The sequence below is a fragment of the Ensifer sp. R-19 genome (assembly GCF_049905105.1).
Classification (GTDB): domain Bacteria; phylum Pseudomonadota; class Alphaproteobacteria; order Rhizobiales; family Rhizobiaceae; genus Ensifer.
The window spans coordinates 370,612-390,141 of the sequence record NZ_CP184570.1; the positions used below are offsets into that span (position 1 = coordinate 370,612).

At 62.1% G+C, this 19,530-nt stretch carries 21 protein-coding genes and 2 pseudogenes; 13 read left to right on the forward strand and 10 right to left on the reverse strand.

The features are described from left to right. Positions 1 to 4: 4 nt before the first annotated feature. The gene (locus ACN9MO_RS21135; RefSeq protein ID WP_113737161.1) at positions 5 to 1,402 is read right to left on the reverse strand and encodes a PLP-dependent aminotransferase family protein; all 1,398 of its coding nucleotides are present in this window, start codon (positions 1,400 to 1,402) and stop codon (positions 5 to 7) included. A 113-nt stretch (positions 1,403 to 1,515) separates the two neighbouring features. After that, entirely contained in the window at positions 1,516 to 2,136 is a 621-nt protein-coding gene (locus ACN9MO_RS21140; protein WP_113737162.1) for a LysE family transporter, read from the reverse strand. Between the two features lie 66 nt (positions 2,137 to 2,202). On the opposite strand from ACN9MO_RS21140, the gene ACN9MO_RS21145 reads away from it, so the two are divergent. The 3 genes from ACN9MO_RS21145 (at position 2,203) to ACN9MO_RS21155 (ending at position 4,315) form a co-directional block, all read left to right on the forward strand. Beyond that, positions 2,203 to 3,132 (forward strand): LysR family transcriptional regulator, encoded by a 930-nt coding sequence (locus ACN9MO_RS21145; protein ID WP_113737163.1) that lies wholly within the window; start codon positions 2,203 to 2,205, stop codon positions 3,130 to 3,132. A 197-nt stretch (positions 3,133 to 3,329) separates the two neighbouring features. Continuing rightward, on the forward strand, positions 3,330 to 4,076 hold the full coding sequence (locus ACN9MO_RS21150; RefSeq protein WP_082615791.1) for a pentapeptide repeat-containing protein: 747 nt from the start codon (positions 3,330 to 3,332) through the stop codon (positions 4,074 to 4,076). Next, on the forward strand, positions 4,055 to 4,315 hold the full coding sequence (locus ACN9MO_RS21155) for a hypothetical protein (RefSeq protein WP_425987633.1): 261 nt from the start codon (positions 4,055 to 4,057) through the stop codon (positions 4,313 to 4,315). The genes ACN9MO_RS21150 and ACN9MO_RS21155 overlap by 22 nt, the downstream gene beginning before the upstream one ends. Before the next feature lie 157 nt (positions 4,316 to 4,472). Here the strand turns inward: ACN9MO_RS21155 and ACN9MO_RS21160 are convergent, their stop codons facing one another. From ACN9MO_RS21160 to ACN9MO_RS21170, 3 genes are all read right to left on the reverse strand, one after another. Next, positions 4,473 to 5,735: a type II toxin-antitoxin system HipA family toxin gene (locus ACN9MO_RS21160; protein WP_112994947.1), complete on the reverse strand. Its 1,263-nt coding sequence runs from the start codon at positions 5,733 to 5,735 to the stop codon at positions 4,473 to 4,475. Continuing rightward, positions 5,732 to 5,962, reverse strand: coding sequence for a helix-turn-helix transcriptional regulator (locus ACN9MO_RS21165; RefSeq protein ID WP_057249517.1), 231 nt, complete (start codon positions 5,960 to 5,962; stop codon positions 5,732 to 5,734). The genes ACN9MO_RS21160 and ACN9MO_RS21165 overlap by 4 nt, the downstream gene beginning before the upstream one ends. Before the next feature lie 401 nt (positions 5,963 to 6,363). Then, on the reverse strand, positions 6,364 to 6,939 hold the full coding sequence (locus ACN9MO_RS21170; protein WP_113737165.1) for a nucleoside 2-deoxyribosyltransferase: 576 nt from the start codon (positions 6,937 to 6,939) through the stop codon (positions 6,364 to 6,366). 216 nt (positions 6,940 to 7,155) lie between these two features. Between ACN9MO_RS21170 and ACN9MO_RS21175 the strand changes: the two genes are divergently transcribed. Next, complete coding sequence (locus ACN9MO_RS21175) at positions 7,156 to 7,599, forward strand: acyl-CoA thioesterase (RefSeq protein WP_425987638.1); 444 nt, start codon at positions 7,156 to 7,158, stop codon at positions 7,597 to 7,599. Here the strand turns inward: ACN9MO_RS21175 and ACN9MO_RS21180 are convergent. Continuing rightward, positions 7,587 to 8,546, reverse strand: coding sequence for a LysR family transcriptional regulator (locus tag ACN9MO_RS21180; RefSeq protein WP_057249523.1), 960 nt, complete (start codon positions 8,544 to 8,546; stop codon positions 7,587 to 7,589). The genes ACN9MO_RS21175 and ACN9MO_RS21180 overlap by 13 nt on opposite strands. Positions 8,547 to 8,688: 142 nt before the next feature. Here ACN9MO_RS21180 and ACN9MO_RS21185 point away from each other — a divergent pair, with 142 nt between their 5' ends. The 9 genes from ACN9MO_RS21185 (at position 8,689) to ACN9MO_RS21225 (ending at position 17,233) form a co-directional block, all read left to right on the forward strand. After that, positions 8,689 to 9,471 carry an ABC transporter substrate-binding protein gene (locus ACN9MO_RS21185; RefSeq protein WP_057249525.1) on the forward strand — a complete coding sequence of 261 codons (783 nt, stop codon included), beginning with the start codon at positions 8,689 to 8,691 and terminating at the stop codon, positions 9,469 to 9,471. A gap of 77 nt (positions 9,472 to 9,548) precedes the next feature. Continuing rightward, positions 9,549 to 10,196 (forward strand): amino acid ABC transporter permease, encoded by a 648-nt coding sequence (locus ACN9MO_RS21190; protein WP_113737166.1) that lies wholly within the window; start codon positions 9,549 to 9,551, stop codon positions 10,194 to 10,196. Between the two features lie 13 nt (positions 10,197 to 10,209). After that, the gene (locus ACN9MO_RS21195; RefSeq protein WP_425987642.1) at positions 10,210 to 10,869 is read left to right on the forward strand and encodes an amino acid ABC transporter permease; all 660 of its coding nucleotides are present in this window, start codon (positions 10,210 to 10,212) and stop codon (positions 10,867 to 10,869) included. Continuing rightward, positions 10,866 to 11,630: an amino acid ABC transporter ATP-binding protein gene (locus tag ACN9MO_RS21200; protein ID WP_057249531.1), complete on the forward strand. Its 765-nt coding sequence runs from the start codon at positions 10,866 to 10,868 to the stop codon at positions 11,628 to 11,630. The genes ACN9MO_RS21195 and ACN9MO_RS21200 overlap by 4 nt, the downstream gene beginning before the upstream one ends. 11 nt (positions 11,631 to 11,641) lie before the next feature. After that, the gene (locus ACN9MO_RS21205; RefSeq protein ID WP_113737210.1) at positions 11,642 to 13,276 is read left to right on the forward strand and encodes a N,N-dimethylformamidase beta subunit family domain-containing protein; all 1,635 of its coding nucleotides are present in this window, start codon (positions 11,642 to 11,644) and stop codon (positions 13,274 to 13,276) included. A gap of 12 nt (positions 13,277 to 13,288) precedes the next feature. Beyond that, entirely contained in the window at positions 13,289 to 14,656 is a 1,368-nt protein-coding gene (locus tag ACN9MO_RS21210; RefSeq protein ID WP_113737168.1) for an aspartate aminotransferase family protein, read from the forward strand. Positions 14,657 to 14,666: 10 nt separating this feature from the next. Beyond that, the gene (locus ACN9MO_RS21215) at positions 14,667 to 15,611 is read left to right on the forward strand and encodes a 3-keto-5-aminohexanoate cleavage protein (RefSeq protein ID WP_113737169.1); all 945 of its coding nucleotides are present in this window, start codon (positions 14,667 to 14,669) and stop codon (positions 15,609 to 15,611) included. 71 nt (positions 15,612 to 15,682) lie between these two features. Continuing rightward, positions 15,683 to 16,177: a GNAT family N-acetyltransferase gene (locus ACN9MO_RS21220; RefSeq protein WP_425988170.1), complete on the forward strand. Its 495-nt coding sequence runs from the start codon at positions 15,683 to 15,685 to the stop codon at positions 16,175 to 16,177. Between the two features lie 30 nt (positions 16,178 to 16,207). Then, a complete protein-coding gene (locus ACN9MO_RS21225; protein WP_113737171.1) occupies positions 16,208 to 17,233 on the forward strand; it encodes a histone deacetylase family protein in 1,026 nt (341 codons plus the stop codon). 75 nt (positions 17,234 to 17,308) lie between these two features. Here the strand turns inward: ACN9MO_RS21225 and ACN9MO_RS21230 are convergent. The 4 genes and pseudogenes from ACN9MO_RS21230 to ACN9MO_RS21245 all read right to left on the reverse strand — a co-directional run bounded on the left by ACN9MO_RS21230 (position 17,309) and on the right by ACN9MO_RS21245 (position 19,529). Further along, positions 17,309 to 18,408: pseudogene (locus ACN9MO_RS21230) on the reverse strand (LysR substrate-binding domain-containing protein). After that, positions 18,311 to 18,706, reverse strand: coding sequence for a hypothetical protein (locus ACN9MO_RS21235; RefSeq protein WP_113737172.1), 396 nt, complete (start codon positions 18,704 to 18,706; stop codon positions 18,311 to 18,313). The pseudogene ACN9MO_RS21230 and the gene ACN9MO_RS21235 overlap by 98 nt, the downstream one beginning before the upstream one ends. Before the next feature lies 1 nt (position 18,707). Beyond that, a pseudogene (locus ACN9MO_RS21240) lies at positions 18,708 to 19,324 on the reverse strand (lysozyme). Further along, on the reverse strand, positions 19,311 to 19,529 hold the full coding sequence (locus ACN9MO_RS21245) for a hypothetical protein (protein ID WP_113737173.1): 219 nt from the start codon (positions 19,527 to 19,529) through the stop codon (positions 19,311 to 19,313). Before ACN9MO_RS21245 ends, ACN9MO_RS21240 begins: the two are co-directional and overlap by 14 nt. Position 19,530: the final 1 nt, after the last annotated feature.

Here is a 19,530-nt window from a genome sequence, read left to right on the forward strand (position 1 = left end):
TCCCTTAGACCACGAGGCTGGATGCGGCGGGGGATTGGCCGAGGAGGTCAGCGATGGTCAACAGGCTGCGGCGCAATTCTTCTTGTGTGGCAGCCGCGCCCAGCCCCAGGCGTACGGCTTCCGGGGCCGGGCCGACGGCAAAGGCGTCACTCGGAACGACCGCGATGCCCGCCGCCTGCAGCCGCCCGCTGAACTCGCCGCGGGTCCAGGGCCGCGGCAGGCGCAACCAGACATGAAAGGCATGAGGGTCGCTGACGGCCGTGTCTTTCGGAAGGACGTTTTCGGCTATCTTTTGCCGAGCGGCTGTTTCGGTGCGGATCGCGCCAAGGACGGCATCTGCCGTTCCATCCTCGATCCAGCGGGTGGCGATAGCGGCTGTGAGGGGCGACGCCAGGCCGGCGGTTGCCCGGATGACGCCCTCGATCTGGACCGAGCTGCGGCTATCCGGCACGACGAGATAAGCGATGCGGAGCGCCGGCGAGAGGCATTTTGCCAGGCCCCCGATATAATAGACAAGATCCGGCGCCAGCGCAGCAAGCGCGGGCGGCGGTGTCACCGGGAGGGCGCCATAAGCGTCATCTTCAATGATCGCCACGCCATGTCGTCTGGCGACGGCGACGATGGCTTTGCGGCGCTCCAGCGAGAGCGTGACGGTCGTCGGGTTGTGAAGCGTCGGATTGCAGTAGAGGGCCTTTAATGTATGCGTCGAGCAAAGCTCTTCAAAGGCTTCCGGAATAAGGCCTTTGTCGTCGATGGCGACCCCCAGCAGCGTGATGCCGAGATGGGCGGCGAGCGCCCGAAGACCCGGGTAGGCAATCGCCTCGGCGCATATGGTGTCGCCTGCCTTGGCCAAACTGCTGAGCGCGGCAAGCAGCGCGCCTTGCGCGCCAGGGCAGACCAGCATGCGCCCGACTGGCACCTCGCCGAGGCGCGGTCTCAGCCAGGCGGCGCCGGCGGCTCTGTTGTGCAGTGTGCCGGCGGGCGCCTGGTAGCGCATCAGGAGGTCGAGCCCGTGCGCAGCCTGAAGTGCTGCCATGTCATCCCAGAGCCGCGCAGAAAGCGCGTGATCGTCAAACAACGGTGGCAGATTCATGCTCATGTCGACAATGCCACCGGTCGCCGGACGGGCGACATTGGCCCGCCGTGCCTTAACATAGGTGCCCTGGCCGACGCGGCCTACCACGTGGCCACGGTGCCTCGCTTCGTTGTAAGCACGGCTAACGGTGGTGAAGTCGATCCCCAGCGCGTCTGCCAGCACGCGCTGCGGCGGCAGTCGCATCCCGTCCGCAAGCCGTCCATCGGCAATATCCGCGGCAATCGCATCCGCGATCGCGAGATAGAGAGGTCCATCAGCCTTGCGAATGGTGGGGCGCCACGAAATCTGCAAGCGTTCGTCGTTCATCGCTACAATATCCGGTCTTGATAATTGTATGGATATTGCATGCTTCCGCGTCCCAGGCAAGGCATGTGGCCGATAATGACAGGAGATAGGCGCCTGTCAGAGGTTCGCCGCAGCTAGGGTCTGGTGACACTCGTCGTTGCCAGGAGAAGGCCGAAACCCACCAACAAGGCACCGAAGACGCGATCGATCCAATGCCGCAGTCGAAGAAGGCGAACACGCACGACACCGGACGAAAAGAACAAGGCCACCAAGGCGAACCAGACGATATGGGCGGCTGCGATGAAGCCGCCATAGCCGACTTGCAAAAGCAGCGGGGTCGTTGGCTCGACGACCTGCATGAAGAGGCTGACGATAAAGACCGTCGTTTTTGGATTAAGCGCATTGGTGAAAAACCCGGTGCGCAGGGCGCCGAGATCGGCAAGCGCCGGAACGTCGAGCTTTTCCAGCGGGCCCGCAGGCTTGGCGCGCAACATCTTGAAACCGAGCCAGATCAGGTAGGCGGCACCGCCAAGCTTCAAGATGCTGAAGAGAAGGATCGATTGCCGGATTAGAAGCCCGACACCCAGGATGGTGTAGGCGACATGGACGCAGACACCTGCGCCGATCCCGAGCGCAGTCAAAACGCCGGCCCGTCGGGACAGCAAAAGACTGTTGCGCGTGACCATCGCGAAATCGGGGCCGGGGCTGATAACAGCCAAGATCGTTATGGTGACTACGGCTAACAGTTCCGTCATTGCATTTCTCGCTTGTTCCGTCGATGTTGCAGAAGCAATAGGCGACAAACGGTGCGGCGACTAACGATGAATTCTGACGATATTGGTGAGCCTAGCTCACAGATTAACGTCGTTCGCCTGCCGCCTATGGCAGCGCTTCGCTGCTTCGAGGCGGCGGCGAGGCTCGAAAGCTTCAGCCGCGCTGCGGAGGCATTGCATCTAACCCATGGCGCGATCAGCCGGGCAGTCCGTCTCATGGAGGACGAGTTGGGCGTGGCGCTGTTTGAAAGGCGAAGTCGGCGCGTCTTCCTGACGGACGCCGGCCGCAAGCTCGCGACTGCCGTGCGCGAGGGCTTTGCTCTCGTCGAGGCCGCCGTCCGGGAGATCAGGGAAGAGGCGAGGGTGTCTGCCCTCGTGGTTTCCTGCGAGCCGACGCTTCTGATGCGCTGGCTCATCCCGAGGTTGCCGGATTTTCAAGGGCGGCACCCGGAAGTTCCGGTACATCTCGTTGCCGGGGGCGGTCCGGTAACCCTGGGGCGCGGCATCGATCTCGCTATCCGGCGAAACGATTTCCTGCAGACGGGCGCGGTCCATGCGACCCCGCTGTTTCGCGAACGCACTGGCCCCGTCTGCCGTGTCGACAAGGTTGCGTCTTTTTTCGACCGGCCTGACGCGGGCAGCCTGCCGGAACTGCGCGCCGATGCGGTTCTCCTCCATTCGCGTAGCCGCCCGGACGCGTGGGAAACCTGGGCGAGGCTCGCCGATTGCCGCACGCTCGGGCGGCGCTCACAGAGTTTCGAGCATTTCTACATAAGCCTTCAGGCCGCTGTCGCCGGCATCGGCGTCGCGATCGGGCCTTGGCAGCTTGTTCGTGACGACGTCGATAGTGGCATTCTGGCCGCGCCGATGGGATTTATCGAGGACGGAACGGTCTACCAACTGCTCGCACCAGCAGCCATTGTCGAGGGGAGCCCCCACGCCAAACTGCGCGACTGGCTGTTGGAAGCCGCTATCTGAAACGAAGCGTTTTCAATTCTGTTATTTGCATAAAGGGCAACAACGTCATACGTTTACCGCCGAAGCACGCACAACCGGGGATGCCGATCATCCAAAGGGTGTGTATGCCATCTGAAATACAAACCATTCGACCCCGCGGGTCCCGGAGCGGCGCCATGACTATCCTCAAAACCGATCTCGACCACGGGTGCGGCGCGATGCGCCAGTCCACGGCGCTGCGCCGGAAAACGCTGAACGGGACGGCTCGCACGGTGAAAAATTTGCTGGCGCCGGCAATCACGGCTTGCCTTGTCGCCCTGGCGGCGCCGGCGGTCGGCCACGCCGCGAGTTGCAAGGACGCGGCCGCACCCGGCGCTGATTGGACCGACTGCAACAAGAAGGCGCTCATGCTTGGCGGTAGCGATCTGCAAGGTGCCAATCTGGTCAACACGGATTTCACCTTGACCGACCTGCGGGGCGCCAATCTGATTGGCGCCAACCTGGAGAAGGCAACACTGGTGCGTTCATCGGTGGCTGGTGCCTTGGCCGAAGGGGCGAACTTTTCGAAAATCGAAGCCTATCGCTGCAATTTCGCCGGTATCGCCGCCGAGAAGGCATCCTTCGTCAACTCCGAACTGCAGCGGGCCAATTTCAGCGGCGCCCGGCTGACGGGTACGAGCTTCGAGAAAGCCGAACTCGGACGGGCGAATTTCGATAGGGCGGAATTGACCGGAACCCGCTTTTCTCACGCCAATCTGTCGCGCGCCAGCTTTAGCAACTCGAGCTTCACGGGACCGATCGACTTCGATGGTGCGTTCATGTTCCTGACGCGGATCGAGGGCGTAAACCTCTCCGAGGCGACCGGGCTCGAACAGGAGCAGGTCGACATGACCTGCGGCGATAGCTCGACCAAATTGCCAGCCGGTCTGAACACACCGGCGGGGTGGCCCTGCGCCTCCGATTAGAGGCTTTCGCTGCCCTCCGAACACTCGCGGGGTGCGTTCGACCTGAACTTCGACGAAAGCTCTTACCGATGACGGCGGGACGGCAGTTTCGCGACTCCGCCCCGCGCGTGCTTCGCGAAATCGACCGGGTCCGCGACGAAAGCGACACACCTGAAAACGAGCCACTGCATCCCGATCCGGCGTCCGGAAAGCCGTGGCCTATTTTTGTGCCCGATCCCGACGTGGAAGATAGCGGCTGATTTATCAACGCTTGGGCCGGCAGTGCGGACGGCGCAGATGCCGGGCGGGGATGCGTTGCCGAAGCGTTGGATGTGACAAGCAGCTAATCTGATCGCGGAATTCGTGGTGGTGGTGGTGGTGAAACAAAGCCTTTTAGGATTGCACTCCGCAGTTCGGCTAAATCGACAACCTGACGAGTTTGGCGCGGCCCGCGATCAAGTCCGCAAAGTGATTTATCGTAGCGGAATCGATGCGGAGGTGTGAGATGTCTTCCAATACTCTCGCTACCGCTTCAGCGGTGGAGTCGACCAAGTCTGTAATCCGGCGGCGTACCAAACGGAAACCAACTCCGGCTTCCTTTGCAAAAGCCTGCCAACCATCGGCGTCCATCTCGGCGAGAGTGGCACGCTTTCCGATCCTCATGGCCATTTTTGGTGAAAGGTCTGGATAGGCAACGGTTGAAAGCAGGTCGTACAACGGAGCCATTCCAGGTCCCTGCTCATCGTAGAGGAATGAGAAATTCTTGCCGTGTGCGTCGGCATTCCCGACGATAAGGTTAAAGATCGCGGCGTCCAGCAGCTTCAACACATCTGTAGCGGGCCGCGCCGATACTCGCCGCAATAGCTCAAAGCAATCCTTGAATGTCGGTCCGCCTTCGCTGGCATACTTCGTTTCAGGAGGCACGCTTAGCGCCTGGCAAAAATCTTCCTGGTGTATGCGTCGCACGACGCCGCTGGCATCGCGGACACGGTCATATCTTTCGACCAGAAGAAACGAGCGCCCTTCCGCAGACCTCGGCTCGACGGGGGCGACGTCTAGGCCGATCGTGGCGCCGAGCTTCATAACGAAGGCTTCGTTTTCGGTCGTCCCTGGGAAGCGCGCGATCGGCGGCTTAAGTATGTGTGTGGTCGCCTGGCCGGGAAGCGGAAGCGCGATCTGCCCGTCAACCAGAACAACTGGCACTTTCGATTGCGCGCCCGCCAACGATAGTCTCAAGCCTTCCTCGCCGGCCAGTAGCGGCCGCAAAGGAAGTGCGTCCAGCACGCGAACGATTCCTGCGTCGTCAAGTGGCGTCGGCTGCAGGTCCGCAATCGGTCCTGTCTCTATGGGTTCCTGATCTTCCGGCAAGAATTGAAGAGCGCCGGCAACATCGCCGCCCAAGCGATCGAGTAGCGCGAAATCATTTGCAGGTGAGACGCCCAATGCTTGCGCTGCAACCAAGCGCTGGCTTTCTTCGGGCAGCAGGCCGCCAAAAAATGGTCTGCATTCACGACGGGAAAAACGCTGCGGGCGCTTCGGGAGGGAGGCTGAAAGCGGAAGTGTGCTTTCATCATCAAGCCAAGCTTCAGCGTAGGCGAAACCGATATCGCCGTGCCGATCCTGGGAGAATTGCCCGACAATTCGACCATCCCACCAGACGTTGAGAACCCTTTTCATCATTGTCTGCGTTCACCAGGAACCAGAATATCGACCGAACAGCCGAGCGTTTGCAGAACCTGCAACACTTTTCCTATCTGCGCTGTCGGCTTGCCGGCCTCGAGATCGACAATGAACCGGAGCCCGACGCCAGCAACGCCGGCGAGTTCGTCCTGCCGCAAGTTTTGCTCCTTGCGTGCGCTTCGGACCAGGGCGCCGATATCAGATGGAGTTTTGACCCGTTTTGCCATCGTTATTTTCCCGCTCGGGAAATTATCAGCATATTGGGTGCTCTGTCGAGATTAATTTTCCCGAACGGGAAAATTAACGCGGCCGCATGATGTCTTACGCAGATAATTTCCCGATCGGTAAACTCTATAGGAGGTTGGCTCGGCGCGGCCAATCGATCGATGCGGCTGAGCGGCGCTTGTGGCAATCGAGTCCGGTTTCAGGTCAAGCAAAGAAATTGGCACCATTCGTCGCGATCGCATCCTTCAAAGAAGCGAGAACTGCTTCGGACGTGCAATTTGCGTCGATAGAGCGGCCGGCCGCAACGATATCAGAGATATAAGTTTCGGCGATCGGGCCGTCACGGTCGATGATTTCTTCGAATTCGGCAGGCCCTCGCCGGACGACAGGACCAACCGCAACTCTACGCCAGGTGCCGCTTTGCGGCGATGGCCAGGCATTCCTTGAAAGCCTCGAGGTCGGTAGAGCGATCGGCCTCTGGCACTTCGCGCTTGATCAGCGCCCCCTCGCGGCGAAGGATGCCACCATCCAGCATCAGATTGTCGGCCATGTCGAAATCTTCGATGCTGAGGCCGTCGGCGCCTGCCATGCGTCCGTCGGGGCGCTGTGCAGCGTTGCCTCTGTAATGATCATTCAGGATGCGTTCGTAGTAGCTGCGCGAAGTGTTGGTATAGGCATAGACGTGCTTGCCGCGGCCGCACATGAAGCCGAGCTCGAACACCGTGCCGACATCGGCACTGATGCCGCGAAACGGCGTCAGGTTGGCGATGATCATATCCGAGGCGAGCATCATGCCCTCGTCCACCGCATAGATCGCAAGGCCGCGTTCATGTTTGGTGGGCGCCGGCGGGATTTCGAGATCGCCCGGCACCAGCGGCGTGAAGCCGGCCGCCCGCGCCAGCGCCGCCTTCTCCTTCTGGATCTCGACCGCATTGGGCAGAAAAACTTCCGGGCCAGCGAGATAGACTTTCACGCTCATTCCTCCTCACGTCGCAAGCGGTCAATCTAGGAGAGCAACGCAGCCGCGCCTAGCTGCCGACCAAAACAAGCGCGCTTACCCACGGATTTTTCTCATCTTTTGCCAAGCCGATGTAGACGCGGCCGCCGATGTGACGTTGGTCCGGATCGCCATGGACAGAAGCGCCGGGCGTCCGCTATGTCTGGCAACCGACCTTACGCAACGATCGAGGCACCCATGTCCATCCAAGCTTTGACTACCTATGTCGGCGTCGCTCACTCCTGGATGTGCGACACGATGGGACACATGAATGTGCGCCACTACGCCGCAATGTTCGACGATGCGAGCTTCCAGCTTCTCGGCCACATCGCCGGCGTGGAGACGGAATCGGGCAGGGGGTGGGCAGACGTGCGCTCCGAGGTCGAATACAAACACGAAACCAAGGCTGGCGCGCTGATCTCCATCCGGTCGTGCGTCATCAAGCTTGGCCGCTCGTCGGTCACCTTCGAGCAGATCATGTCCGGTACGCTCGACGGCATCGTGCATGCGGTCAACAGGACCACGACCGTACGTTTCGATCTTGAGGCACGCGCGGCCATTGCGTTGGAGCCAGACGCGCGGGCGCGCGCCGAGGCGCTCCTGTCAAGCAACGAGCCTGCACGCGCAGATCAATCGGCATAGACGCGTTCTTCAACCGGCGTTTCTGCGATCAGCGTCTGCAAACCGGCGATCAGCGCCTTCTCGGCCCGGTTGATCGCTTTCTCCGGGTTCGTCAGCATGAAGATGTCGATGGCGGGCGGATTGTCATAGGGTGGCAGGCGCCACAGGAGCCCGTCCGCCACATCGCGGCGGGCGACATGCAGCGGCAGCGAGCCGACGCCGAGACCGGCGAGCGTCATCCGGCGCACCTCTTCGAGACTTGACGAAACGCCGACGACATTGGCGTTGAGCTTGGCTTCGCTGCGAAGCAGCGCCACAGGCCGAAGCGCGTCGGCGATATGGTCGGTATGGAAGGAAACCGACGTCTCGCCTTTGAGGTCGGCAAGCTTCAATCCGTCCCTGCCGAACAACCGGTGGTGCGGGCCGCAGAAAAAGCCGAAAAACTCCCGGAAGACCATCAGATAGTCGAGCGCCGGATCCCGGACACTGACAAGACAAAGACCGAAGGAGGCACGCTTCTCCCGCACCTGGCGCGTGACCTCGCCGCTTGGTCCGACGTTGATCGTCAGCGTGGCGCGCGGATAGCTACGGTGAAACTCCATCAGCGCCCGATCGAAGATCGGAGACACCACATGGCTTGCAACCGCGATCGTGACATGGCCGGTGACGTCGTCGCTGACGCCGCGCACGAGTTGCGGCAGCTGCGAGATCGTGCCGAAGACTTCCACGCTCTGCTCATAAAGCAACTGTCCGACTTCTGTGAGATCGAAACGCGTCGCGTCACGTTCGACGAGCCGGCGTCCAACGCGGTCTTCCAGCCGTCGAAGCGCGTTGCTGACGCTCGGTTGCTTGAGGTTCAGCCGCTCGGCCGCGCGCGTGATGCTTTTCACCTCGGCAATCACCACGAAGGTGCGCAGCAGGTTCCAGTCGAGCTCCCAGACGAGCCGTTCCAATCGCGGTGATGCCATTCCTGAAATCTATGCCTTCTATTTCCATTATCTATTTGCGCAATGCTGAAGCAGAAGCAATCATGAAATTCGGAAGGCGCCCCTTGCCAATCCCAAGCGCACAGGAAGGCGCGCCCCAATCCAGAGGAACGAGGAACATTTCATGAAGACCCTATTCTCCGGCCTCTTGGCCGCGACGCTCACCATTGCTGCGACTTTTTCCGCCGTCTCGGCTCGGGCTGACGACCTGGAGAACGTCAAGTCCGCCGGCGAACTGAAGATCGCCATGTCGGGCCAGTACCCGCCCTTCAATTTCGTCAATGAAGAAAACCAGGTCGTTGGTTTCGACGCCTCGATCGGCCAGGCGATCGCCGAGCGCGTCGGCGTCAAGGGCACGCTGGTGACCACTGCCTGGGACGGTATCATCGCCGGCCTGCTTGCCAACAAATACGATACGATCGTCGGCTCGATGACAATCACCCCGGAGCGCGAAAAGGTCGTGGACTTTGTCGGCCCCTATTACCATGCCGGCCGCGCCGTTTTCGTCAGCGAAGCATCTGGTGTCCAGAAGCTCGACGAACTCAAGGGCAAGACGCTTGGCGTCACGCTCGGCGAAACGCACGAAAAATGGGCACGCGAGCAGGGCGGCTGGGACGTTCGCACCTACAAGGGCCTGCCGGAACTGCTGATGGAACTGAAGAGCGGCCGCGTTGATGCGATTGTCGTCGACAACATTCCCGTCATGGTCGCCGTCAAGGAAACCGGCGAGAAGGTCCGCCGTCTCGAAACGCCGGATATCGAAGGCGGCAGCGTCGCGATCGGTATCGCCATCCGCAAGAACAATCCGGAACTGAAGGCGGCGATGCAGAAGGCACTCGAGGACATGCTGGCAGACGGCTCCTACGAGAAGATCGCGATGCAATGGGTCGGCAGCGACATCCGCTGATCCCCTACGCTTCCGTCTCTCCGGCCGCCGCATGAGCTGCGGCCGGAGATCATGAGTTTGCCTTCCGGAGTTTCCCCATGGACGTTTCGCTGGTGCAGCGCGTCTTCCCGTTTTTTGTGGAAGCGGCGTGGATCACGATCGAGATCTCGGTACTTGCGCTTGCGCTCGGCCTCGTCGTTGCGTTCCTGATATCGGCCGCAAAGATGTCGCGCTCGTTCCTTTTGCGCGCCTTCGGCACCGCCTATGTCAGCCTGTTTCGCGGCACGCCCTGCCTCATCCAGCTTTTCGTGCTCTACTTCGGTGGCCCGCAGATCGGTATCAATCTGGAGCCCTTGGCTGCCGGCGTCATCGGCCTCGGTCTCAATATCGGCGCCTACATGGCAGAATCCATCCGCGGCGCCATCCTGTCGGTTGACCGTGGGCAAACGGAAGCCGCCCGCTCGATCGGCTTCAGCCGGTTCCAGACCATGCGCAAGGTCGTGTTGCCGCAAGCCGCGCGTCTCATGATCCGCCCGCTCGGCGTCAATGCCGTGGCGCTCGTCAAGGGATCGGCGCTGGTCTCGACGATCTCGGTGGTCGAACTCACCTACACCGCGCAGCGCTACATCGGCTCGACCTACAAGCCGTTCGAGATCTTCGGCGTGGCCGCCGTGCTCTACATGCTCATCGTCTATGTCGTCGCGCGGATCGTCGATCTGCTTGATCGACGCTACGCCATAGCCTGAGGGAGTGCGCCATATGCAAGGTCTCGATTTCAGCGTCGTTCCACCCTATGCCGATATCCTCTGGATGGGTGTCTGCTGGACGGTCGTTCTGACCATTTCCGCCGCAGCGATCAGCTTCATCTTCGGCATCGTTTTCGCCCTCGTCGTGCTCTACGCACCGAAGTCGGTGGCCCTCCCGGTGCGCGGTTTCATGTGGCTGTTCATGGGCACGCCGCTGCTCCTGCAACTGTTCCTGATCTATTACGGGCTCGGGCAGTTGGGCCTCAAGATCCCTGCCTTGATCGCCGGCATCATCGGTCTCGGCCTGCACTTTGCCGTCTACAATGCCGATATCCTTCGCGCCGGTATCGTGGCCGTCGATCCCGGCCAGACGGAGGGCGCGCGCAGCCTCGGCTTCGGCCGCATGCAGACGCTGCGCTACTTCATCGTGCCGCAGGCGACCCGCAACACCATTCCCGCCATGGGCAACAACCTGATCGTGCTTCTGAAGGAATCGTCCCTCGTCTCGATCATCGGCATTGCCGAACTGGTGCACGCAGCACAGCTCGCGATCAGCGAGACATTCCGGCCGTTCGAATTCTACATCACGGTTGCCGCTCTCTATTACATCCTCAATCTCGTCCTCGAAGCGGGTCTGCGCCAGGTCGAAAAGAACGTGGAGGTCTCCCGATGACCGCTCAGAAACCCATGGTCGAAGTCAAGGGCGCCCGCAAAAACTACGGCGCGCTGGAGGTCCTGAAGGGCATCGACCTCTCCGTTGCCCGAGGACAGATCGTCGCGATCATCGGCCCGAGCGGGTCGGGCAAGAGCACGCTGTTGCGGTCGATCAACCACCTGGAGACGCTGAATGGCGGCGAGGTCTGGCTCGATGGCGTAAAGGTCAACCAGAGCCTGAAGGGCCAGGCCTTCGAGCGGCACATCAATGCGGTGCGCCAGCAGATGGGCATGGTGTTTCAGCACTTCAATCTGTTCCCACATCTGACAGTGCTACAGAACATCACCATGGGCCCGATCATCCTGAAGGGAATGGGCAAGGCTGCGGCGCGTGAGCTCGCCATCGAGCTTCTGTCGAAGGTGGGGCTCAAGGATAAGGTCGACGCCTTTCCGTCGCGGCTTTCCGGTGGTCAGAAACAGCGCGTCGCGATCGCCCGGGCGCTCGCCATGCAGCCCAAGGTGATGCTCTTCGACGAGGCCACCTCGGCGCTCGACCCGGAACTGGTCGACGAGGTGAACGCCGTCATGAAACAGCTCGCTGCCGAGCACATGACCATGCTGATCGTCACCCACGAGATGCGCTTTGCCGGCGAGGTCGCCGATCGCGTGCTCTTCATGGATGGCGGGGTCGTCGTCGAGCAAGGGGCGCCGAGCGAGATCTTCCGCCAGCCGACGCAGGAGCGCACCCGGGCGTTCCTCAAGAAATACCTGGCAGCGTGATGGGTGCCGCGATGGACAAAAGCAATCAGTATCCCGATTTCGGCCTGACGCCGGAACAGCGCCGCGAGGCGGTGCTCGGTCACTATTACGAATATCCGGGCATGGACGGTGAGCGCGGCGAGATCTGGTGCTACACCGACGCCTATGCCTATCCGTCCGGTGCCACCGCGCGGCTACAAGTGAGCTCTTCAGCTTCACGGTTCTCGCTCGAAATTACGCGCGATGGAGCGACAGAGACGACGGTTTTCAAGCGCGACGCGCTCGATGCGCGCTGGCAGGAAACGCCGGACCAATGTTCGGTCATCGGCTGCGGCTGGGAAACGTGCTTCGAATTCAAGATTGCCGAAGACTGGCCGTCCGGCGCTTACCGCATCACGCTGAGAGCCGAGGGCAGGGATGGCGCGCCGATCCATTGCCACCATCTCTTCATCGTGCGGCCACTCGCCGGTCGCAAGCCGGGCCGGGTGCTGCAGGTGGCGGCCACCGGCTCCTGGACCTCGTATAACACCTGGGGCGGGTCGAACCACTACCAGGGGATCACCGGCCCCAACCGCGATCAGTATGCGACGACCGTCAGCATCGACCGTCCGTTCTGCCGTGGCTTCGTCGTGCTGCCCCCGGATGCTCCACGGGTGCCCTTGGAAATCTATGCGCCGATGGCGGTTGCCCCGCGCTATCCGCACATGGAATGGGCCTATGCCAACGGCTATTCCAAGAAATATGCCTCGTCCGGCTGGGCGAGCTATGACAGCCACTTCTTCCGCTGGGCGGAACGTCAAGGTTATGCCGTCGATCTCGCCAGCCAGCACGAGCTTCATTTCAACCCGGAGATCCTCGACGGCTACGATTGCGTCGTCTTCGTCGGCCATGACGAATACTGGACCTGGGAAATGCGCGATGCGGTCGACAACTATGTCGAACGCGGCGGAAAGGCGGCGCGCTTTGCCGGCAACTTCATGTGGCAGACGCGCCTCGAAGACGGCGGTAAGCGCCAGGTTTGCTACAAATACCGCTCACGGGCCGAAGACCCAGCCTATCGCTCGGCAGATCCGACGCGCACCAGCGGCTCCTGGGAAGCAGCCGAGATCGGCCGGCCTGGGGCGGCGACATTTGGGCTCAACGCCACCCGCGGCCTTTACGTCGGCTGGGGCGGTTGCGCCCCGCGTGGTGCGCGGGGCTTCCCGGTCTATCGGCCCGAGCATTGGGCCTTCTCCGGAACGGGCATCTATTACGGTGATATCCTCGGTTCGGAAGGCCATGCGTTTGGTTACGAGGTTGATGGCCTCGACTATATTATCCGTAACGGCCTGCCGGAGCCGACGGAGGACAGCGGCGCGCCCGAGGGCCTCGAAATCCTCGCGCTCGGCATGTCGTCGCTGAAGGAAGAAAGCGCCGACATTCCGGCGGACGACCAATTCCTTTCCGATGCCGACGCGAAATTCGTCGCCGAAACGCTGATCGGCGACACTGCCCCTGCGGCCGTCGAACGCGTTAAGCGCGGCTGCGGCATGATCGTAAACTTCCCGCGCGGCAAGGGCGAGGTGTTCCACGCCGGCAGCTGCGAATGGGTGGCGGCCCTCAAGCGCGGCGATGCGATGGTCGAGCGCGTCACCGCCAATGTTCTCAATCACTATCTCACTCGCTGACAGAGATTTGCCATGCTCAAGACGACAGCTTCCAACGAACGACCTGCCTCGCATCTCTTCTACCAGTCGCGCCTGCGTCGGCCGCTGGTCGATCGGGCCGAAGGCATCTATCTCTGGGACCAGGACGGACGCCGGGTAATCGACGGCTCAAGCGGCGCCATGGTGGTCAATATCGGTCACGGCAACCGCAATGTGCTCGATGCCATGAAGAGCCAGATGGACCGCGTCACCTTCGCCTATCGGCTGCACTTCGAAAACGAGCCGGCCGAAGATCTGGCCCGCTGCGCGGCGGAAAAGCTGCCGGAGGGCATGGACAAGATCTTCTTCGTTTCCGGTGGCTCGGAAGCAGTCGAATCCTGCCTCAAGCTCGCGCGGCAATGGGCCCTCGCCACCGGTCAGAAGGACCGCTGGAAGGTGATTTCGCGCTTTCCGTCCTACCATGGCGGCACGCTCGGGGCGCTGGCAGTCACCGGTTATGCGGCGCTCTCCGATCCTTTCTCGCCGATGATGCGCGAAATGCCGAAGGTGCCTGCGCCGACCGCCTATCTCGATCGGGACAACCTGACGATGGAGCAGCGCGGCATCAAATATGCCGACATGCTGGAGGAGAAGATCCAGACGGAAGGCCCGGAGAGCGTGCTCGCCTTCATCATGGAGCCGATCGGCGGCGCTTCCACCGGCGCGCTCGTGGCACCCGACAGTTACTATCCGCGCATTCGCGAGATCTGCGACAAGTACGGCATCCTATTGATCCATGACGAGGTCATGAGTGGTGCTGGCCGCACCGGAAAATTCCTCGGCGGTGACCACTGGAATTGCCGCCCGGATCTGATCGCCCTGTCGAAGGGCTTTGCTTCGGGCTACTGCCCCCTTGGTGCCATGGCCGCACCGTCCCGGATCGTTCAGCCGGTGCTCGACGCCGGTGGGTTCCAGCACGGCTTCACCTATGCAGGCAATCCGCTCGCTTGCGCCGCTGGTCTCGCCGTTCTCGACGAAATCGATCGGCTTGGCCTGATCGATAATGCCGCTGCCATGGGCGATGCTTTGAAGGCTGAACTCGTGGCGCTCTCCAATCGGTTCCCCTTCATCGGCGACGTGCGCGGCAAGGGACTGCTGCTCGCGGCCGAGTTCGTCTCCGATCGTGAGAGCATGAGGCCGTTGCCGAAGGAGTTGAATGCGCACCAGCGCATGGTCGATCTCGCCTATGAGCGCGGCCTGATCATCTATTCACGGCGTACGCGCGGCGGTGTGGAGGGCGACCATTTCCTCGTCTGCCCGCCGATGATCATCACCCGTGAGCAGATCGGCGAGATCGTCGCCATCCTTGGCGACGTACTCGAAGTGCTCGCCGAAGAACTCAATCTTCCCGTCAACCGCTGAGGGCTCGACCATGACGAAGTCCAAAACATCGCGCAGAGTGATCATCACCTGCGCGGTGACGGGATCGGTGCATACGCCGACCATGTCGCCTTACCTGCCGATCACGCCTGACCAGATCGCCTCTGAGGCGATCGCCGCGGCCGAAGCTGGTGCGTCAATCCTGCATCTGCATGCGCGCAACCCTGAGGATGGCCGCCCGTCGGCCGATCCGGCGCTGTTCATGCAGTTCCTTCCGCGCATCAAGCAGTCGACCGATGCGGTAATAAACATCTCCACCGGCGGTTCGTCGCTGATGGCGCTGGAAGATCGGCTTGCGGCTTCGCTGCGCGCCGAACCGGAAATGTGTTCGCTGAACATGGGCTCGATGAACTTCGCTTTGTTTCCGGCGCTCGACAAGCCGACGGAGTGGAAACACGAATGGGAACCGCAGCTTCTCGAAGCAACGCGGAGCTCCATCTTCAAGAACACCTTCGCGGATATGGAATTCATCCTGACGCGGCTTGGCCAGGGCTGCGGCACGCGCTTCGAGTTTGAATGTTATGACGTCGGCCATCTCTATTCGCTGGCGCATTTCCGCGATCGCGGCCTGGTGTCCGGGCACCTCTTCATCCAGTTCGTCTTCGGCGTGCTCGGCGGCATCGGTGCGGATCCTGAGAACTTGACGCACATGAAACGCATCGCCGACAAGCTCTTCGGTGACGACTACAGCTTCTCGGTACTGGCCGCCGGCCGCCATCAGATGCCGATGATCACCATGGCCGCCGCCATGGGCGGAAACGTCCGCGTTGGTCTCGAAGACAGCCTCTACAACGGCCGCGGGACGCTTGCGGCCAGCAATGCCGAGCAGGTCCACCGGATCCGCACAGTTCTCGACGCCTTGTCACTGGAGGTTGCAACCCCTAAGGAGGCGCGCGCGCTTCTCGGCCTCAAGGGCGGAGATCAGGTGGCATTCTGAGGCCGGCGGCACGGGCATGGCTCGACTTGAGCCTTCGCCTGCTGGCAGTGAAAGGGAAAACAGTGACGATGATGCAGCACTCAACGACCGATGTCCGAATTCGCGCAGGCGAACCAGGGGATGCCGACACCATACATAACGCGATCCTGGCTATGGGGCGTGGGCTCGAAATGGCGGACAAGGTCACCTGCACGGTCGATGACTATCGCCGTTTCGGCTTCGGTCCGAACGCCGCCTTCCACAGTCTGATCGCCGAGGCGGGTGCAGATCTTGCCGGTCTTTGCCTGTTCTTCCCGATCTTTTCGACCTGGCGCGGGAGGCCCGGCGTCTTCGTGCAGGATCTGTATGTCGACGATCGTTTCCGTGGCCTCGGTATCGGCGAGCGCCTGCTTCGCGAAGTGGCCACATGGTCGAAGGCGCGGGGCGGCGACTATCTGCGGCTGGAAGTCGACGTGGAGAACTTGCCGGCGCAGCGCCTTTACGAGCGTATCGGCATCACCTGGCAGACGAAAGATCGCGCTCATGCCGCGTATGGCGAGGCGTTCGGGGCTCTGGCCGGGGACTGAAAGTTTGACGACGCAGGAAAGGGAGACAGCATGAAAGCCTTCTATGCAGCCGAACAGAAGCGCCATAACCCGAAGGCCTTTCTCTCGAGCGGCGCGCCGCAGCCCAATCCGGAGCAGCCGGAGCGGGTCGAGCGCCTGCTCACCGGTGCCCGTGCCGCCGGCTGCGAGATCCTGCGCCCGCGCGACCAAGGGCTCGGCCCGATCGCCGCGGTGCACACGCCGGAGTATCTCGATTTTCTCGAACATATCTACGCGCGCTGGCAACGTATCCCGGAAGCCTCGGAGGAGGTGATTCCGAACATCCATCCGCTGGCGCGTTATGGTCGCTACCCGGCGTCCGCCGTCGGTCAGGCCGGCTACCATATGGCCGATACCGCGTGTCCGATCTCGGGCGAGACCTGGGAGAGCGTGTGCTGGAGCGCCTGGAGCGCTGTTGATGCCGCCGATGCGGTTATGGCGGGCGAGCGGGCGGCCTATGCGCTCTGCCGGCCGCCGGGCCACCATGCCTTTGCCGACGTCGCCGGCGGCTTCTGCTTCGTCAACAATTCGGCGGTCGCCGCGCAGCGCTTCCTGACAAATGCTGCCCGCGTGGTGATCCTCGACATCGACCTGCACCATGGCAACGGCACGCAAGGCATCTTCTACCAGCGCTCCGACGTGCTCACGATCTCGATCCATGCGGACCCAGTGCGTTTCTACCCGTTCTTCTGGGGCCATGCGGACGAGCGCGGCGAGGGGCCGGGCCTCGGCTACAACCTCAACCTGCCGCTCGAACGCAAATCCGGCGATGCGGAATTTCTCGCCGCGCTCGACGTCGCCTTCCGCCGCATCCGCGCTTACGCGCCGGACGCGCTGGTTGTCGCGCTCGGCCTGGATGCCTTCGAAGGCGATCCTTTCGGGGGGCTCTCCGTCTCTACTCCGGGCTTTGCCCGGATTGGTGAGGCGATCGCGGGCCTCGGCCTTCCGACCGCGATCGTACAGGAAGGCGGTTATCTCTGCGATGCGTTATCGGACAACCTGACGTCCTTCCTCTCCACCTTTCGCGGCGCGGCATAGCGCTCGAGCAATTCCGGGAAAAATGTGAAGTGGATTTCCGCCCGGAATCGCGTGATCCAAGTGCGCTGACCGTCACTATTGTGTGGTCGGCCAGGTCGTTTTGCGATCGTGCGTGTCGGGAAATGCGCCCGGCAGCGGCGTCGCGAAGACCGCCTCGCTGTCGTCCGGCCGCAATCGGCCCGCTTCGTCGATAAATCCGCGGATCAGCGGCAGGTGCCGGCGCTCGGCAAGGCAGATGGCATATTCGTCGATGAGTTCGCGGGCGTCGTCGATCGGCACGTAGGCGAGACGGGCATCGTGGCCGAATTCGAGGTCGGCGACGACGCCGCAACCGACACCGTTGGCGATCGCTTCGCGCACCCCTTCGCGCGACGAGATCTCGACGATCTGCTGCACGGTGGTGCCGTGTTCGGCGAGGTTCCTTTCGAAGATCTCGCGTGTGCGTGACCCCCTTTCGCGCATGACGAAGGACATGCCCTCCAGCTCCTCATCTTCACGCCGTCGTGCTCGGCAAGCGGATGGCCGACGGGTACGCATAGCCCGATCCGCATGCTGAGGAAATGAACACCATAAAGGCGCGGATCGTCTGGCGTCTGCGCGGTGATCGCAACATCGGCCCGGTAGTCGAGGATCTGGTCGATGACGCGGGCGGAATTGTCGACCGCGATCGAGAAGGTCAGTTTCGGCCGGTCGACTTTTAGCCGCGACAGGATCGGCACCGCCAGGATCGGGCCGTCGGCCGCGACGCGCGAATGCCCGCCATTCGAACCCGCCTCGCCGCGAAGGAATGCATTCGCCTCCTTCTCGGCCGTGAACACGCGCGAGGTGATTTCGAACAGGCGCTCGCCATCGGCGCTGAGGCAGACACCGCGTGGCTTTCGCTCAAAGAGATTGAGACCGCAATGGGCCTCGAGTTCGCGGACATGGGACGAGAGGGTGGACTGGCTGATCGCCATGCCGCGCGCGGCCTGAGAAAACGCGCCGGATTGCGCGACGATATGAAAGGCTCTCAACTGGGTGATCGACATATGATCCGTTCTGCTGCCTTTGATTGCCGCCACCTGGCGGCGCCGCACATCATTGTCGGCAAAGCTGACAGGCACGTGACATCCGCTCATGTTTTGCACGCTGATCAAGACGGCAGGCACCGCCACTCTCTTCCAGAAGGCGCTCATTTTCGGAGATCTCCGATTCCAGCTTTTCGGCTGCCTCTTTCTCCGCCCGCTGTGAGGCGCTGAGGCGCTTTCGGTGTTCTTCGAGGGCTTGGGCTGTCTCGCGGGCTCGACGATGTTCCTCGCTCAGTCTGGAGGCTAAAGCGTCCCTCTCGGCTTTCAGGACGTAGCCTGATAGCGCCTCGCGCCTGACGAGAGGGTCGTCGATCAGCTTGTCGTAAGCCCTTGAGACGGCCAGAGCCGCAGCCGCACCCAGAGCGCCATAGAAGGCGCCCTTGAAAGATTCGATGACGCCGAACATGTCAGAGCCCCGACACGCAGAGTTCCGCTTCGCCGAGGCGCTGCGCGCCTCCCATCTCGCGACGGTTGACCAGCCCGCGGACGATCTTCCTGCCGGCCCTGTTAAAGGCGGTCTGGGCTTCGCAAGCTTCGCGATACTTCCCTTCGCCGATCCGCTTGGCGGCAGTGGACTCCTTGGCCGCGCCGACGCCGAAGTTATAGGCGCCTGACAGTAGCGACGCCTGCACGCTATCGGGTGCGGCGGTGTAGCCCTTCACGCCGTCGACCAGCGGAAGGTAGTAGTCGTTGATGACGCGGGACTTCAGCATCGCCTCGCACTCGGCGTCGTCTTCGTCATGCCGAGCCGGACACCCTTGGTCTCGCCCCAGCAGATCGTCGGGACGTTGACGATATCGAGGTACGCCGAGAGGTGAACACCTTCCCATGGCTTGATCAGCCTTTCGATCGCGAGTTGGACCGGGGCCGGCGTGATGCCTTGGGCTATCGCTGCCCGGACGGTCTGCGGCGTCTCACCCTTGGATTCGGTGAAAGCGGTCCAGCCGGAAGTGACTGCCGCGATGATGGCCGCGGCGATTGCCGCCTTGCCGCGCTTCGTGGCGACAATCTCATTGATCGGCATTGGATCGGTCTCCTGAAAGGGATTTCTGCGGGATGACGCGGAACACGATCGACAGGACCAGCGTGAGGATGACGAGCCAGCGCGGCAGGTAGTCGGCGACGTAGGGGATGATTTCCGGCACCACCTCAAACGCGCCCGCCGCGTAGACGCACCAGATCGACGAGGAGCGCAGCAGTGTGCGCCCTGCGTTCGGGATCAGCTTCAAG